Origin of the sequence: Streptosporangium sandarakinum (assembly GCF_013409935.1) — a bacterium.
Taxonomy (GTDB): Bacteria; Actinomycetota; Actinomycetes; order Streptosporangiales; family Streptosporangiaceae; genus Streptosporangium; species Streptosporangium nondiastaticum.
Window position 1 is genome coordinate 856667 of record NZ_JACCCO010000003.1, and the last position, 15495, is coordinate 872161.

Annotated in this window: 14 protein-coding genes; 12 read left to right on the plus strand and 2 right to left on the minus strand. The window is 68.4% G+C overall.

The features are described 5' to 3' along the window. Positions 1-6: 6 nt before the first annotated feature. A complete protein-coding gene (locus HDA43_RS30215) occupies positions 7-924 on the plus strand; it encodes a hypothetical protein (RefSeq protein ID WP_179827686.1) in 918 nt (305 codons plus the stop codon). 81 nt (positions 925-1005) lie between these two features. Here HDA43_RS30215 and HDA43_RS30220 read toward each other — a convergent pair whose 3' ends face one another. Further along, on the minus strand, positions 1006-1467 hold the full coding sequence (locus tag HDA43_RS30220) for an ATP-binding protein (RefSeq protein WP_179827687.1): 462 nt from the start codon (positions 1465-1467) through the stop codon (positions 1006-1008). 317 nt (positions 1468-1784) lie between these two features. Between HDA43_RS30220 and HDA43_RS30225 the strand changes: the two genes are divergently transcribed. From HDA43_RS30225 to HDA43_RS30250, 6 genes are all read left to right on the plus strand, one after another. Continuing rightward, positions 1785-2156, plus strand: a complete 372-nt coding sequence (locus HDA43_RS30225) for a hypothetical protein (protein WP_179827688.1) — start codon at positions 1785-1787, stop codon at positions 2154-2156. Between the two features lie 210 nt (positions 2157-2366). Beyond that, positions 2367-4364: an alpha/beta hydrolase gene (locus tag HDA43_RS30230; RefSeq protein WP_312873614.1), complete on the plus strand. Its 1998-nt coding sequence runs from the start codon at positions 2367-2369 to the stop codon at positions 4362-4364. After that, on the plus strand, positions 4365-4868 hold the full coding sequence (locus HDA43_RS30235) for a hypothetical protein (RefSeq protein ID WP_179827689.1): 504 nt from the start codon (positions 4365-4367) through the stop codon (positions 4866-4868). Positions 4869-5096: 228 nt separating this feature from the next. Next, positions 5097-8363, plus strand: a complete 3267-nt coding sequence (locus HDA43_RS30240; RefSeq protein WP_312873615.1) for a type I restriction endonuclease subunit R — start codon at positions 5097-5099, stop codon at positions 8361-8363. Positions 8364-8565: 202 nt separating this feature from the next. Then, the gene (locus tag HDA43_RS30245; protein WP_179827690.1) at positions 8566-10149 is read left to right on the plus strand and encodes a serine/threonine-protein kinase; all 1584 of its coding nucleotides are present in this window, start codon (positions 8566-8568) and stop codon (positions 10147-10149) included. Between the two features lie 244 nt (positions 10150-10393). Then, positions 10394-11281: an isocitrate lyase/PEP mutase family protein gene (locus HDA43_RS30250; RefSeq protein WP_179827691.1), complete on the plus strand. Its 888-nt coding sequence runs from the start codon at positions 10394-10396 to the stop codon at positions 11279-11281. Here the strand turns inward: HDA43_RS30250 and HDA43_RS30255 are convergent. Then, complete coding sequence (locus tag HDA43_RS30255; RefSeq protein WP_179827692.1) at positions 11275-11790, minus strand: DinB family protein; 516 nt, start codon at positions 11788-11790, stop codon at positions 11275-11277. The two genes, HDA43_RS30250 and HDA43_RS30255, sit on opposite strands and share 7 nt — an antisense overlap. A 197-nt stretch (positions 11791-11987) precedes the next feature. Between HDA43_RS30255 and HDA43_RS30260 the strand changes: the two genes are divergently transcribed. The 5 genes from HDA43_RS30260 to HDA43_RS30280 all read left to right on the plus strand — a co-directional run bounded on the left by HDA43_RS30260 (position 11988) and on the right by HDA43_RS30280 (position 15462). Then, positions 11988-12458, plus strand: a complete 471-nt coding sequence (locus HDA43_RS30260; RefSeq protein WP_179827693.1) for a VOC family protein — start codon at positions 11988-11990, stop codon at positions 12456-12458. A 116-nt stretch (positions 12459-12574) separates the two neighbouring features. Further along, complete coding sequence (locus HDA43_RS30265) at positions 12575-12916, plus strand: VOC family protein (RefSeq protein WP_179827694.1); 342 nt, start codon at positions 12575-12577, stop codon at positions 12914-12916. 137 nt (positions 12917-13053) lie between these two features. Then, positions 13054-14463: a WGR domain-containing protein gene (locus HDA43_RS30270; RefSeq protein ID WP_179827695.1), complete on the plus strand. Its 1410-nt coding sequence runs from the start codon at positions 13054-13056 to the stop codon at positions 14461-14463. Between the two features lie 117 nt (positions 14464-14580). Then, on the plus strand, positions 14581-15027 hold the full coding sequence (locus HDA43_RS30275; RefSeq protein ID WP_179827696.1) for a hypothetical protein: 447 nt from the start codon (positions 14581-14583) through the stop codon (positions 15025-15027). An 84-nt stretch (positions 15028-15111) separates the two neighbouring features. After that, positions 15112-15462, plus strand: coding sequence for a DUF4288 domain-containing protein (locus HDA43_RS30280; protein ID WP_179827697.1), 351 nt, complete (start codon positions 15112-15114; stop codon positions 15460-15462). Positions 15463-15495 lie beyond the last annotated feature (33 nt).

Here is a 15495-nt window from a genome sequence, read left to right on the forward strand (position 1 = left end):
CCCCCCATGCCTGTTCTGTTGTGCCTCAATGAGCTTTCTTGTGCCTCTGCCGCACACGAACGTGACGCCGACGACGCCATGATCACTTTCGTGAAGCTACTGCGGCAGTGCCGGGATCGACGTCCGGAAATCTCGCTGGTCTCCGCCGTGCCGCTCACCGCGCTGAAACTCACGGCCGAGTACTCGATGTCGCAGTGGATGGGGAAGCCGCGTCATCGGGATCTCCGGCTTTTCCTGCGAGCGCTGCAGAACAGAGCCCCCTTCGCCTCGGTGCTTCCCGACGGTGACGGCCACGTCGAGTATCAGCTCGATGGCGACCGCGCGGACGGCATCGGGACGGCTCATCTCCTCGATGCCTTGGCCGTCAGCCTTCCGCTGGAGAAACGTTGGGGCAGCGAGTGGGTTCGTCCGATGAGGGCCGGCCTGGAGGAGACCGATGAAGGAGACCTCCAACTCCGCACAGAAGAGGTGGTGGTCAGGCACGCCTCCACCGCTGAGCACCTCACCGCTCACGAGGAATGGGTGGCCGCGACCGGACTCACGGGCGTTCGGACCGCAGGAGAGCTCTGGGAGTCCCGCGCCGACTTCTTCCCCCACCTGAGTTTCCTCGCCAGGGTGGAGGATGACCTCAGAACACTTCGTCATCATTGGTTGGCCCCGGTCAGGGATCTGCTGCTGGAGTTGGAGGTCGCGATAAGCAAGTGGGACGTCGGGAAAGATCCTGAACCCGCCTGGCGCACCAAGGTCACGCCCGAATCCGAGACGCGGAAACGTCTCTGCCGGTTCGTCGACCTGGATGGCACGATGAGGGTCTTCGACCTCCATGCTCGGATGACCCCGGGCGCGGGCCGACTGCATTTCCGGATCCGCAGGGAGGACGGCACCGCGGTGATCGCCTACATCGGCCCCAAGCTCAAGGACTGAGCATTGTCCCCCTCAGGGCTGTCAGCCCCACGGCCGCGTGACGGCGCCCTGAAGCAGGGGAGGACGAGGGGGGATGGACGCTCAGGGCCAGGCGAGGAGTTGGAACCAGACGGACTTGCCGTACGGGTTGAGGGTCCAGCCCCAGTTGTGGGAGAGGTCCTCGACGATGGACAGGCCGCGGCCGGAGGTCTCCAGGTCGGACGGCTTGCGCATCCGGGGGATCTCGACGCAGGAGTCGTAGACGTCCACGACCAGCAGTGCCCCCAGCTTGCCGACCGTGACCCGGATGATGTTGCGGGCGGGGGCGTCGGCCGTGCCGTACGCCACGGCGTTGGTGGCCAGCTCCGAGACGAGCAGCTCGGCGATCTCCGGGACGTCTCCGGCCGCGTCCCAGTCGCCGGCCGTGTCGCGCACGAACCGGCGGACGGACGCCACGCTCCGCTCCGCGCGGGTGATCCACCGCTCGCCGAGCAGGAAAAGGTCCAGGTTGGGCGTGTAGTGGTATCTGCTCAGCGTCGCGCACGCTTGGAGAGCCTCTTCCACGCTCTCTTTCTTTAACTCGGAATGCATGCGTTCAGCGTGCCCGGGTGCGGTCGTGGCGGGTACCCGAACGGTTGCGAGCGGCGAGCGTTGAGGTTCACACCGTCGTCCTTGAAATCCGGCAAGAAGGGCATGACGGCTGTCTGGTCGGGTTCCCGCTGATAGGTTCCTCCGGCGGCTTGCCTCTGTGACTCCTTTTCCGTGGAAGGGCGTCCGCGGGCCGTTCCATGTCCGCTTCGACATCCGGAGGTCCGGTGCCCGATCCGCACATTCCCGTGGAACCGTTGTCCCCGCCGGAGAGTGCGCCGGGAAGGAGGCGCATGCCGGTGGAGATAACGGCCTTGATGGTGCTCATGTGGCTTCAGACGGGCCTCGGGGCAGTGATGACCTTCATCGCGTTCGCCTTCCTCGTGATGATGGGGCTGCCCAGCCTCGACGTCCTGCCCTGGCACATCTACCTGTTCGTGGTTCCCCTGCTGGTGCCGGGTCCGCTGTCGGTCCTCATCGCCATGCGACGACGGGGGGCCTGGGTGGCGGCCGTCGTGATCGAGGGGCTCGCGGCTCTGGAGTACGGCGGCACCGCGTTCACGCTGTTCGGAGTGTTCAACATCGTCGTGGCGGGCGTAGCGCTTGCTCTTACAATCCTTTTCCTCCTGTTTCGTAGCAAGAGAACCAGTTGGTTCGAGCGGTAGGAGACGCCAGGATCGGCCCGGCCCGTCACCAAGGGGCCGGGCCGCCGCCTTTTCATGGCCTGTCTGGTGGGGTTGGCTGGGTGCCGGGAATCTCGTCGCCTCCGACATTAAATCGCTTTTGTAGTGACCGTATAGCGGGAATGTCTGTTTCGGGAAACTTCAACGCCAGACCTTGATCCTGGATGACCTTGCGTGAGACTCTGACGCATTGTGGCGGCGAATGCGACTGCGGAGTTGGAAGCGGCGTTGTCGCGGGTCACCCAACTCGGCCGGAGCCATGCGGCGGCGCTGGATTCATCGGTGCGGTACATGGTGGCCAACGCCTGGGTCGGCGGGGGAGCGCCGGCGTTCGCCCAGGCGCTCGCGGCCCGCCGTACGGCGCTGCAGTCGGCCTTCCAGAACGCGGCCGAGGAGATGGCGCGGCGGATCAGGCAGCTCGGCGGCCAAGCGCAGGCGCCCTCGTTCTCCACGTCGGTCGGTACGGCGGCGGCCCGGCCGTCCTCCTTCTCCGGGATGGACGTCGCCGCGATGGGCCGCCTGGTGGCCGACCTTCAGCGGGCCGGGCCGGAGCTGATCGGGGCCGGGCAGCGGCTCTCCGCCGAACTGTCGGCGCTGTGCGTCGCCTCGCCCTCCGTACGGCAGGTCGGCGACGCCGGTGTCTGGGCCGAGGAGCAGGTCCGCGACCTGCGGCAGCGGCTGGCGGTGATCCAGCAGACCCACGACATCGGCACCGCCTCCCAGGCGACGGCCGCCTTCGGCCTGTTCGGCGGGCACGCGCCGGACGCCAACGGGGTGAACAAGCTGACCGCCGCCGCGGCCCGCGGGGACGTCGCGGCGCTGAAGGCATTGGCGGACCTGCAGAAGGCCGGCAAGGACAAGACGCTCGCCGGACGGCTCAGCGTGTGGTGGCGACAGCTCGGCCCACTGGCGCAGGGACAGCTGATGAACGCCTCCCCGGGCCTGGTCGGCAGCCTGAACGGACTTCCCGCGGTGGACCGTGACAAGGCCAACCGGGCATACCTCGCGGCGCAGAAGTCCGCGATCCCGTCGGAGCTACAGCGTCTCCGCGCCTCCTCGGCCGCGCTGGGGGCGGAGATGAAGAAGCTGAGTGACCAGATGGCGGGCATCCGCGACCCCTACCAGAAGTACGGTCTCAGCCAGAGACTGGATCAACTGCGCGAGTCTTCGACGCGGCTGAAGGAGTCGATCGAGGAGCAGGAGCTGAAGATGCGACAGCTCGCGGCGGTGGAGAAGGCTCTGGCGAAGGGTGGGCAGAACGGCCGTCCTCCGGTGCTCCTGTTGCAGCTGGAACTTGGAGGTCTGGGCAAAGGCATCATCTCGTTCGGGAATCCTGATGAAGCGGATAAAGTGGCCGTCTATGTTCCAGGTACTGGAACCACGTTGGAAGGCTTTGGCGGAGAAGATTCTGAACGCGCCGGACTCACGTGGGATCAGGCAAGCGGGTCCGGCCAGGGTAAGAAAGTTGCGTCTATCGCTTGGCTCGGTTATGACGCTCCGCAGTGGAATACGTTTGTGAGTGTGAATGGGACGCCCGCGCTCCCTCCTGCCGCCGCGAAGGGCGCCCCGCTGTTGGCTGGCTTCATGGATGGTCTGCACGCCGCGCACAAGCCGACCACCGATGTTCAGCTCACTGTCCTCGGACACAGCTACGGTTCTACGACGGTTGGCGAGGCGGCACAGTTGCGCCGGGGCGACTTCGCCGACCAGTTGATCTTCGTCGGAAGTCCGGGAGTGCGTGCGCTCAATGCAACCCAGCTCGCGGTCAAATCGGTGTGGGTTGGAGAGGCACCTGACGATTTGGTGGCTGACCTGGGTGTTGCTTCAGACGTCGTCGAGTGGGGGACTACAAGGCTCGGCCGGAAAGTAGAGAATTTTCCACTTGGCCCCGACCCGAGTTCACTTGAATTCGGTGCTAAAAGATTCTATGTCGAAGGACATTCGGACTCTTATGAAATGGCTGCTCACTCCAGGTACTGGGCCAGGAGGTCGGCGTCTCTTACCAATATCGGGTACCTGATCAATGGGCAGTATGGTCGTCTCGTTCCGTTCCCCCTTCCTAGCCAGAGGCCGTTGATGGTTCCCCCATCTCCCACTGCTCCGCCTGTTCCAGCGCCTATGCCACGTGCGATGCCGGTGGAAACGCCCTCGCCCCGTCCACAGCCTTCGCCTGCACCTGCTGGAGAGTAGATGCAACGTTTCGTCGTACTGATGATCGCACTCATTGTTCTTTCCGCCGGCTGTACTGGAAAAGAGACTATGGACCATCCCGCGATTACCAAAGAAAAAGCGCTAGGCCGGGTGGAACAGCTTATCAAGGAGGCGATTTCGGGAGTCAATCCGCAACCCCGGCTTGATCTTGACCAACTTAGTCTTACGGTCGATCATTGCCTTGATCCCACCGACGGGGGCTCCAAAGACCGAATCGTTGTCGGGCGAGGGTATTACTTGCGAGACGTACCTAAAGATCGCCTTGCCGAGGTGAGTCGACAGGTCAGGCAGACGTGGGAACAGCGGGGGCATCACGTCTCCGGTGTTTCGCTCGACGGTATCGGCTTCACCGGACGCTCGCGACCTGATGACTTCCTGTTCTCGTTGCTTGTCGCTGACAGTGATGGCGGAGAAGTGCTGAACCTTGGTGTCTCGTCGCCCTGTATCTGGCCCAACGGAACTCCTGAACCTTCCACCGGTTGACTTCGCCGGCTCCATCCTTCAACTCCGCTCTGAACGCCTTCACCCCTGCGAGGGTCCTTCCGGGCGCCCCCTTGCGGGCCGCTCCCAGGCAGTCCGCTTGGGGAGGAATGTTCGGAACGTTCCACCGATATCCCCCATCGCCCCGCGTCTTCTGTTTCAATTGTGGGCTCTGAAGTTTCCCGTCCGAGGAACCCGAGACCCCCGAGAACCTCAGAACCCAAAGGACCGGTGACCGTGCCCCCCGTGCACCACGAGAAGGTCTTCGAGGACGCCATCGAGTCGGCGCTGATCGACGCGGGCTGGCTGAAGGGCTCGAACGACTTCTACGACCACGCCCTCGGGCTGAACACGCAGGAGCTGCTCGACTTCGTACGGGCGACGCAGCCCAAGGAGTGGCGGCGGCTGGTCACCGCGCAGGCCGGGGATGAGGCGGGAGCCGCGCGGCGGCTGGCCGAGCGGGTGGCCAAGGCGATCGACGACGAGGGCGCGCTGGAGGTGCTGCGGCATGGCGTCAAGGACCGGGGTGTCCTCTTTCGGCTGGCCTACTTCCGGCCCGCGCACACCGTCGCCGCCGACGCGCTGGAACCGTACGGCAAGAACATCCTCAGCGTGGTCCGCCAGTTCCGCTACTCGGCGAAGATGACCGACACCCTCGACCTGGCCCTGTTCGTCAACGGTATCCCCGTCGCCACGGCCGAGCTGAAGAACCCGCTCACCGGCCAGACCGTCGAGAACGCCAAACGGCAATATCGTGAGGACCGCGACCCCCAGGAGCTTCTGTTCGCCCGGCGGGCGCTCGTCCACTTCGCCGTGGACCCGGACCTGGTGTTCGTCACCACCCGGCTGGCGGGGGAGCGGACGCGCTTCCTGCCGTTCAACATGGGTACGGCCGGCCCCGGCAAGCCGGGTGGCGCGGGCAACCCCGATGCCCCCGGCGTCCTCGGCGCGGCCGACCTGGGTGATCCGTACGGCACGGGCACCCCGAACGATCTGGACGGCACGGATGACGGGAGCACCTACCGGACCGCCTACCTCTGGAAGCGGATCTGGCACCCTGACACCTGGCTCGACCTGCTCAGGCGATTCCTGCACGTCGACGACGAGGACGTCAGGAAGGGCAAGGGGCGCAAGCCGTCCCCGGGCAAGACCCACCGGCTGCCGCTGATCTTCCCCCGGTTCCACCAGTGGCACGCCGTGCAGACCCTGACCGGGAACGCCAGGCGGTACGGCGCCGGCCACAACTACCTCGTCCAGCACTCGGCGGGGTCGGGCAAGTCCAACACGATTGCCTGGCTCGCGCACGCGCTGTCCGGCCTGCACACCCCCGCCGCCCTCGCCGGAATCGACGAGACCGCGCTGGCCAAGGGATATGAGCCCAATCAGCCGGTCTTCGACAAGGTCATCGTGATCACCGACCGGGTGGTGCTGGACCGCCAGCTCCAGGAGACGATCTACCAGTTCGAGCACACGCCGGGCGTGGTCCGGCGGATCGACCAGCACTCCGACCAGCTCGCCGAGGCGTTACAGGGGGAGACCGCCAAGGTCGTCATCACCACCCTGCAGAAGTTCCCCCACGTGCTGCAGAAGATCGAGGGCCTGCGCGGCAGGCGGTTCGCGGTCATCGTGGACGAGGCGCACTCGTCGCAGTCCGGCGAGGGGGCGGCGGCACTCAAGCGGGTGCTGCTCAAGCTCGGCGGCGGCATCGCGTCCGGCACGGCGTCCGAAGACACACGCGGCGCCGCACCCAGTGACGCGACCGACGCCGCGAGCACCGACGACATCGACGAGGACGGCGATCTGCTGACCGCGAGCGCCCTCGCCCGGGGCAGGCACGACAATCTGTCGTACTTCGCGTTCACCGCGACGCCGAAGGGCAAGACGCTGACCCTCTTCGGCGTGCCCGGCGAGGACGGCAAGCCGCGTGCCTTCCACACCTACTCCATGCGGCAGGCGATCGAGGAGGGCTTCATCCTCGACGTGCTGAAGAACTACGTCACCTACGCGACGTTCTGGCGGCTGGCCAGCACCGAGCCCGGCGACCGCGAGGTCGACCGGCGCAAGGGGCAGGCGCTGCTCACCCGGTTCGCCGAGCTGCACCCGACGAGCATGCAGCAGCGGGCGCAGATCATCGTCGAGCACTTCCGCAGGCACACCGCCGGGCGGATGGGCGGCCGGGCCAAGGCCATGGTGGTCACCCGCTCACGCGAGCACGCCGTACGGCTCGGCCAGGCGATCCGCGACCACGTCACCGCGAACGGCTACTCGGACTGCGGCACGCTCATCGCCTTCTCCCAGACGCTGAAGGTCGACGGGGTGGAGTACACCGAGGCGCGCCTCAACGGCTTCAGCGAGCGGGAGCTGCCGGAGCGGTTCGGCTACTGCCGCGCCGACGACCCCTCACCGGGCGCGTCCGAGAAGGCGGAGTACCGGATCCTCGTCGTCGCCGACAAGTACCAGACCGGGTTCGACCAGCCGCTGCTGACCACGATGTACGTCGACAAGAAGCTCGCCGGGGTGGCGGCGGTGCAGACGCTGTCGCGGCTGAACCGCACGCACCGGCTCAAGTCGCAGGGCGACGTGTTCGTGCTCGACTTCGCCAACGAGGCCGAGGAGATCCAGGAGGCGTTCCGGCCGTACTACGAGGGCAGCGCCACCGAGCGGATCGACCCCAACCTGCTGTACACCCGCGAGGCGGCCGTGCTCGGGCACGCCCTGCTGGTGGAGTCGGAGATGCAGGCCCTGGCCGAGGGCTACCTGCGGGCCGAGCGGACCTCGGCGACCCGGCGGGAGCTGGAGAAGGCGCACGCCGAGCTGTACCGGCTGACCGGGCCCGCGGTGCGGCGCTTCGTCGAACGGCAGCGCGAGGACGCCGAGAACGGCGGGGACGCGGCCGAGGAGTTCCGTGGCGACCTGCGCGGATACGTCCGCCTGTACGGTTTCCTGTCGCAGGTCGTGCCGTACGTCGACCCGGACCTGGAGCGGCTGTACCTGTTCGGCCGCTTCCTGCTGAACCGGCTGCCGCGCCGGGAGGACCCGGCGGTGGACATCGGCGAGATCGACCTCACCCACCTGAGGATCAGCCTGACCGGTGAGCACGACATCAGCCTCCCCGAGGCGGAGGAGGTGACGATCCCCGGCCCGGACGGCGGGGGAGGCGCGGCCCCCGAGCCGGAGACGGCCTCGTTGCGCGACCTGATCGCCGCGTTCAACGACAGGTACGGCCTGGGTCTGTCGGAGGCGGACCAGGTCTGGGTGGAGCAGCAGTTCCGCGAGGCGGCGGGCGCCGACGCGCTCCGACAGGCCGCACTCGTCAACGACGAGGCCAACTTCGGCGAGGTGTTCGCCGACCACCTGGAGAAGGTCGTCATCGACCGGCACACCGGCAACACCGGCCTGATGCAGCGCTTCTACGACGACTCGCTGTTCCGGTCGCGGATCACCGAGATCGGACGGCGGCAGGTCTACCGGATGATCCGCGACAGCGAGGGGCTGTGACGGCCGCCGCACGCCCTCCCCGGGAGGGGGCGGCTCTCTTCCCGCAGGAGTCGGATTTTCTCCCAAAGGGGACAGGTCTCTTCTCTCAGGTGGTGGGGTTCCTCCCGGAGGAGACGGCTCTTCTTCTGGAAGGGAGAGGTCTCCTCCGAGAAGGGATCGGATCCTTCCTGCAGGAGACGCCTCTATTCCCGAAGGGGACCGCGTGAATCGGGGAGACGTCGTCGGCGACCGGTACGAGCTGGCCGACTACCTCGGCCGCGGCGGCTACGGCGAGGTCTGGAAGGGCTTCGACCGGTCGCTGGACCGGCATGTCGCGGTCAAGTTCATCCGCACGGAGCGGTTCCCTACCCCGGAACTGCGCCAGGAAGCTGAGCGGAGATTCCGCCGCGAGGCCCGGGTCACCGCGCGGATCGGGCATCCTGGGGTGCCGGTCATCCACGACCTCGGCACTCACGACGGTGACCTCTACCTGGTGATGGAGCTCGTCGAGGGATTCCGCGTCGATGACCTGATCGCCTGCCACCACCCGCTCCCGGTCGCCTGGGCGGCGGCGATCGCCGCTCAGATCTGCGCGGTCCTGACGGTCGCGCACGCCCGTTCGCTCATCCACCGGGACCTCAAGCCGACGAACCTGATCCTGTGTGCCGACGGCACGGTCAAGGTCCTCGACTTCGGTGTCGTCGCGATGCTGGGCTCGGCGGACGTCACGCAGATCACTCAGGACGGGCAGAACGTCGGCACACCGCACTACATGTCGCCCGAGCTGGCTGTCACGGGCCTGGCCGGCCCGCGAAGCGATCTGTACGCACTGGGCTGCGTGCTGCACGAGCTGCTGACCGGGTCGCGAGTCTTCGAGTCGGCGTACACCGCCGCCGAGGTCGGCCGCCACTACACCGAGGCGCCCGCCCCCTTGCGGTCGCTCCGCGCGGATGTGCCCGCCGAGATCGAACGGCTGGTCCTGGAGCTGCTGGCCAAGAGGGTCGCCGACCGGCCCGTGAGCGCGGCGGAGGTGTACGAGAGGCTGCTGCCGTTCGTGACGGCCCCGCCGCCGCTGCCCGGCGTGACGGCCGCGCCGCCGTCGCCCGACCCGCTGCGGATGTACGCCGCCGTCGCCGAGCGTGTCGCCGAGACCGCGCTGACCGGGCCTCGCGCCCCGGTACGGGACGCCGGACCCGGGCGGAGGCTCTCCGAGGCGGAGCTGCGGGCGGCGAACGAGCGCGCCGAGGAACTCGCCCTCGAAGGACGGTTCAGCCAGGCGGTCGAACTGCTCGAAGGCGCGCTCGCCGGGGCCGAGGGCGTCCTTCCGCCGGAGGATCCGGTGGTCTTCGCGCTGCGCATGCGGCTGGCCGGCTCACGCTTCGCGGCCAGAGACTACCGGCGGGCGGCCGAGGAGTATGACGATCTCCTGCCCCGGCTGTCGGAGCTGCTGGGAGCCGTCCACCCGGCGGTGCTGGGCTGCCGCCTCAACGGGGCGCTCTGCGCGGCGGCGCTCGGGCGGCACCGGGTCGCGCTCTCGCAGATGGACGGCCTGCTCCACGACGTGCGGCCAGCGCTGGGGGACCGTGACGGGTTCGTCCTGGAGCTGCGCAGGGAACTCGGCACGCTCCTCACCCGGCTGGGCGACTACGACCGTGCGCGCGCGGTCCTGCGGCCCCTGCTCGCCGACCTGGAAGCCGAAAGCGGCGCCGGCCACCCCGACACCCGCGACGTCCGAGACCTGCTGCGGTCCCTCGAACGTGTTTCGCCGGCCCGGCCGGTGACGGATGTGGAAGGCGGGTGGGCGTAAGGATCGAGGCCCACGAGCCACCCTGATATGTGCCGAAGCGAGAGCCGGAAGATGGATTTCCGGGGCGGCATCGATCGTTCCCTCGCTCCGCGCCTGCTGCGCGGCCGCGTGACGGCCTCCCGGAGGCGGGGAAGGACGCCTCCGGCCCGAGGGCGACGGTGAACGCGGCGCGCGGCATCAGCCCTTCTGGTGAGGTCCGAAAGCCGCCAGCCCGCGCCCGGGCCGAGTTGGTTGGCTGTCCCGCATGAAGTTCTCGCACCGTGACAGAGCCCTGCGTTTCCGCGAGTTGCACACCGACGGCCGGGTGCTGGTTCTGCCCACCGCCTGGGATGTCGCCAGCGCATGCCTCATCGAGGACGCCGGGGCCGACGCGATCGCCACCACCAGCGCGGGCGTCGCTTGGAGCCTCGGCGCCGCCGACGGGAACCGGCTCGGCCGCGACCGTGCCCTCGACCTCGTCGCCCGCATCGTCTCCGCGGTCGATGTCCCCGTCACCGCCGACATCGAAGGCGGCTACGCGAGCGACCCGGACGGGGTGGCCGAAACCGTTCGGGGCGTGCTTGCCGCGGGCGCCGTAGGAATCAATATCGAAGACGGCGATGCCCCGGTCCCGCGGCTGCGGCCGGTCGAGGAACAGTGCGAGCGGATCATCGCCGCTCGGCGGGCCGCTGACGCCGTCCAGGTGCCGATGTTCCTCAACGCGCGCGTCGACACCTACCTGCTGGCCGTCGGTGATCCGGTTACCCGTCTGCGGGCCACCGTGGACCGTGCGGTGGCTTACGTCGACGCGGGTGCCGACGGAATCTTCGTGCCGGGGGTCACCGATCCGGAGACGGTGTCGGTTCTCGTCCGGGAGGTTCCGGTGCCGCTCAACATCATGGCCGGTCCGGGAGCACCCGCGATCGGTGAGCTGGCCGAGCTCGGGGTCGGTCGCGTCAGCCTCGGCCCGGCGATCGCCCTCGCCACTCACGCTCTCGTCCGGCGCGGCGTCCAAGAGCTGCTCATCGCCGGTACTTATACGGCCTTCGCCGAGACGATGGCCTACGGGGAGGTCAACGCCCTCGTGGATCGCCCGAAGGAGACCGGTGACCGGCCGCTTCCCGTTGAGAATGAGGGGGCGGAGGCTCAGTAGTAGCCCTTGGTGCCGTCGAGCAGTTCCCTGATGGTGTCGAGGTGGCCCACGTGCCTGGCGGTCTCCTCGACCATGTGGATCAGCATCCAGCGCAGGGTCGCGCCGGCCGACCGGTAGTCGGGGTGCTTGCCCACGTCGTCCAGCGAATGAGCGGCGATGATCTCGTTGGAGATCTGGCACTGCTGTTCGAACTCGTCGAGCAGCCGGGCGAGCGGAACCCCCTCGGCCCGCATGTCGGCGTCCTCCACGTTCTCGTCGAACTGCGGATTGCCGTCGGACGGGCGGCCCAGGAAGAGGACCTCGAACCAGCAGTGCTCGGTCCAGCGCATGTGGGAGACCAGCCCGGCCACCGTCATCAGCGGCGAGGCGGGCAGCACCGACCGGTACGCGTCCTCCTCCGACAGCCCCTCACATTTCCACCGGACGAGCGCGCGCTGCATGTCGAGCCAGCCGACGAGCTGGGTCCGCTCATCGGCGACGAAGGGGGGACGAACGCGAGGAAGTGTCATGGTCGCCGACCATACTTCGATCTCCCGCGACGACGCACCACGTTTTGATCGGGGGCCGATTCCCGCGCGCGCCGTACCGGGCACTCCTCGCCCGCGAGGCGCGTGTTCGGAGCCTTCGGGGTGCCTGGGCGCGCGGCGAAGAAGGGAACCGACGGCTGTTTGACCTTCCAGCGGCTGGAGGCTCGACGATGTGCCGCATGGATTCGATTCCCGCGGAGATCAGCCGCGACATCTACGGCATGCCCGCCTTCGTCTCACTGACCGTCGCCGACCTCGACCGCACGGTCGACTGGTACGTGAACGGGCTGGACTTCATCTCGCTGTTCACCGTGCCCGGCCCCGGCGGTGAGCCCGCGCTGGTGCACCTGCGCCGCTGGCGGTACCAGGACATCCTGGTGCGTCCCGGCAAGGCCGACGCGGGAGAGGGGTGGACGATCGGAGCGATGGCCACTCTGGAGCAGCTCGACGCGCTCGCCGAGCGGGCCCGCGCCCACGGTGGCGGTACGGTCGACGGTCCCGCCGACACCCCGTGGAACACCAGGGACCTGCGCGTCACCGACCCGGACGGATACACCGTCGTCTACACGGCCCGGCGCGCGGATGGCGACCGCGACGCGCGCTTCAACGCGATGATGGAGGAGGAGGCCCGCCGGCAACTCGGCGGGTGAGGCTGAGCATCGGCCCCCGGGGCTACCTGCCCCGCAGCCGCATAACGGCGTCCGAGGGGTTTCGGGCGCTGTCAGAATCGGTGCCGACGACACCTCGGTCACGTACGGAGGGCGGCATGGCACAGGACCTCTTCGTCGGCATCCCCGTCACCGACTACGCCGCGGCGCTGCCGTGGTACGAGCGACTCTTCGGCCGGCGGCCCTCGTTCCTGCCGAACGACGTCGAGGCGGTGTGGGAGATGGCCGAGAACCGGTACGTCTACATCGTGCAGGACCCGGAACGGGCGGGGAACGCCCTGGTGCTGTCGTTCGTCGACGACCTGGACGACCGGGTCGCCGAGATCGCGCGGCGAGGCGTCGAGCCCGCCAGGCGCGAGACGTACGACGGCGGTGTGACCAAGGTGACCTACCGGGACGCGGAAGGCAACGAGATCAGCTTCGGCGGCGTTCCGGGATGACGCCCCCTCGGGCCTGATCGCGGAACGCCGGAGATCGAAGGCGTCCCTTCCGCGAGCCCGAGGCCGGAAAACTGTCGTCGCGGTGCTCTAGCCTCCCGACCAGTTGATCGAGCTGGGCTTACCGGGAGAAAACGGCTATGACGTACCTTGAGCTGTCCGAGGACGGCGGCGGAGCGCACAAGTTCTACGAGGCGGCCGTGTCCGGGACGCAGGTGACGATCACGTACGGGCGCATCGGCGAGGCGGGGCAGACCAGGGTCACCGACTTCCCGACCGCGGAGAAGGCCCAGGCCGCGGCGGCCAAGAAGATCGGCGAGAAGGTGCGCAAGGGCTACGCGCCCGCCGTGCGCGGGATGCGGCAGCGCAGGCCCGTCACCCGCAGGACCATCGTCAGCACCCGTTCCACCGCCCGGCAGGCGCCGGTCCTGTGGCGCTTCGACAGCGGTTCCGCCGCGTTCGGCATCTTCGTGGACGAGGAGCGCTGCTGGGTCGGAAACCAGCGTGGCGACGTCTACACCGTCACCCACTCCGGCACCGTGAACAGCCGTTTCCGGCTGCCGGAGGGCGTCAAGTGCATCGTGGCCGACGACTTCTGGATCTACGCGGGCTGCGACGACGGCACGGTGTACGACCTGAGCGGCAAGGTGCCGAGGGCGGCCTACGAGATCGCCGCCGACGTCGACATCTACTGGCTCGACATCCACGACGGCGTCCTCGGCGTCTCCGACCGGGCCGGACGGATCACCACGATCGACTACGAGGACGAGCTCCAGTGGGCGCGCAAGGGCCGGGGCGACTCAGCATGGATGGTCCGGTGCGACGAGGACGCGGTCTACCACGGCCACTCGGACGGCGTGGCGCGCTACGACGCCGACGGCACCCTCGTGTGGCAGACGCCGGAGGTGCGGGACGTGCTGTTCGGCTGGCAGGAGCGGGACGCGGTCTACGCCGGCACCGCCCGCCGTACCGTCCACCGGCTGGCCAAGAGCGACGGCCGAGTCGAGGCCGTCTACCGGTGCGACGGGCCCGTCTACTCCTGCGCGACCTCGCCCGGGGGCCGCTACGTCTTCGCCGGGGACAGCCACTCGTCGGTGTACTGCTTCGCCGCGTCGGGGGAGCGGCTGTGGAAGCTCGGCACCGGCTGCGGGTCGGCCTTCTCCATGCAGTTCTTCGACGAGCGCCTGTACATCGTCACCACCGACGGCTCCCTGGCGTGCATCGACGCGAGCGAGGCGGCGATCGCCGCCGCCTGCGAGGGCAGTGTGCCCGAGCGTGTCGACGTGAAGGCGGCCGCCTCGCTCGCGGCGGTGGAGCCGTCCGCCGTGCTGGAGACGGTCACCCACCCCGGGGACGGCGTGGTCGTGGAGTGCGTGCGCGAGGGCGAGCGCCTGCGCGTCCACGTGGTCAGCCCCGGTTACGAGTCGTGGAACGTGCAGTTCCCCAAGGCCGTCCGCGAGGCGGGCGCCCGCTACCTGGTCGAGGACGTGCGCCCCTCCGGCCGGGGCGGCTTCTACCGCGCCTACGGCGAGATCAGGCGACTGGTCTGAGCCCTCGTCTGCCTCCGGCTGGAGCGAGTTCGGTGGGGCCATGCGTGGAATTCGATGGCTTTCAGCCCGTCCGTCGTGCAGCCTGATCTCAGGTGAAGATCGCGGCAGGGAGGGCCGATGAATCGGGGAAGCCTCCCGCCTGATCCGGCGGAGTGCGCGGCCCGGGTCGACGCGGCCTTCGAACGAAACGACCCCCAGGTCGGAACGGTCGTGATCGAGCTGTCCCTGTGCCATTCCGACGCCGAGGTCATCGCTCCACGGGTCAGAAGAGCCCTCGCCTCCGATCGGCGGGGACTCCGCTGCCTGGGGTTGACCGCCGTGTCGCACATGGTCCGCCGTACGGGCGAGGTCGATGACACGACACTGGAGATCGTTCGCGGGCTGCTGCGCGACCCCGCCCCTGATGTCCGCGAGCACGCCGACACCGTCCTCTCCGACGTCTGGATCTTCGTCCCGCACCCCCGGCTGCCGAACTGGTTGAGCAGGCGGCAGCGGCTTCAAGGTGTCAGATGGTGGTTCGTGACGGGGTGGACGGGCATCAGCCGATGGTTTCGGCCCCGATGAGGTGATCGCACGTCGATGGTTCCTCGTCGGTCTTCGCTCCCCGGGCCGGAGCGCGTTGTCGTCGTGGAGGGATGAGGTGGGCCTGTGAACGGCGGTCCCGAGGTTCCGTACATCGCGGTCCTGGTCTTCAGGACCGAGGTCGGCGGAGGCTACGCCCCTCCGCGGTTCAGCGAGGACATCGTGCTGATCCGTGCCTGCTCCCCCGACCGGGCGCGTGCGGTGGCGGAGACGCGGGGACGGGAGGAGGAGACGTCCTACGCCAACGAATACGGCGAGACGGTCACCTGGACCTTCGTCGGCGTGGCCGACGTGCGGGAAGCCCTGTACGACTCGCTCGACGAGAACGTGCCCCTCTACTCCAGGAGCTTCGACGACCTGGCGCGGTACAGGCAGGTCTTCTCCGCGGACCTCGCGCCCCACGAAAGCGAGCCGTGACCCCGGAGACGAGATGCTCCGGGGCGCGAGGAA

What these genes read in the sequence shown, in the direction of transcription:
- HDA43_RS30250 (WP_179827691.1), top strand. Translation starts at nt 10,394, where the DNA reads ATGAAGTTCTCGCACCGTGACAGAGCCCTGCGTTTCCGCGAGTTGCAC.
- HDA43_RS30265 (WP_179827694.1), top strand. Translation starts at nt 12,575, where the DNA reads ATGGCACAGGACCTCTTCGTCGGCATCCCCGTCACCGACTACGCCGCG.
- HDA43_RS30275 (WP_179827696.1), top strand. Translation starts at nt 14,581, where the DNA reads ATGAATCGGGGAAGCCTCCCGCCTGATCCGGCGGAGTGCGCGGCCCGG.
- HDA43_RS30235 (WP_179827689.1), top strand. Translation starts at nt 4,365, where the DNA reads ATGCAACGTTTCGTCGTACTGATGATCGCACTCATTGTTCTTTCCGCC.
- HDA43_RS30260 (WP_179827693.1), top strand. Translation starts at nt 11,988, where the DNA reads ATGGATTCGATTCCCGCGGAGATCAGCCGCGACATCTACGGCATGCCC.
- HDA43_RS30255 (WP_179827692.1), bottom strand. Translation starts at nt 11,790, where the DNA reads ATGACACTTCCTCGCGTTCGTCCCCCCTTCGTCGCCGATGAGCGGACC.
- HDA43_RS30270 (WP_179827695.1), top strand. Translation starts at nt 13,054, where the DNA reads ATGACGTACCTTGAGCTGTCCGAGGACGGCGGCGGAGCGCACAAGTTC.
- HDA43_RS30225 (WP_179827688.1), top strand. Translation starts at nt 1,785, where the DNA reads ATGCCGGTGGAGATAACGGCCTTGATGGTGCTCATGTGGCTTCAGACG.
- HDA43_RS30215 (WP_179827686.1), top strand. Translation starts at nt 7, where the DNA reads ATGCCTGTTCTGTTGTGCCTCAATGAGCTTTCTTGTGCCTCTGCCGCA.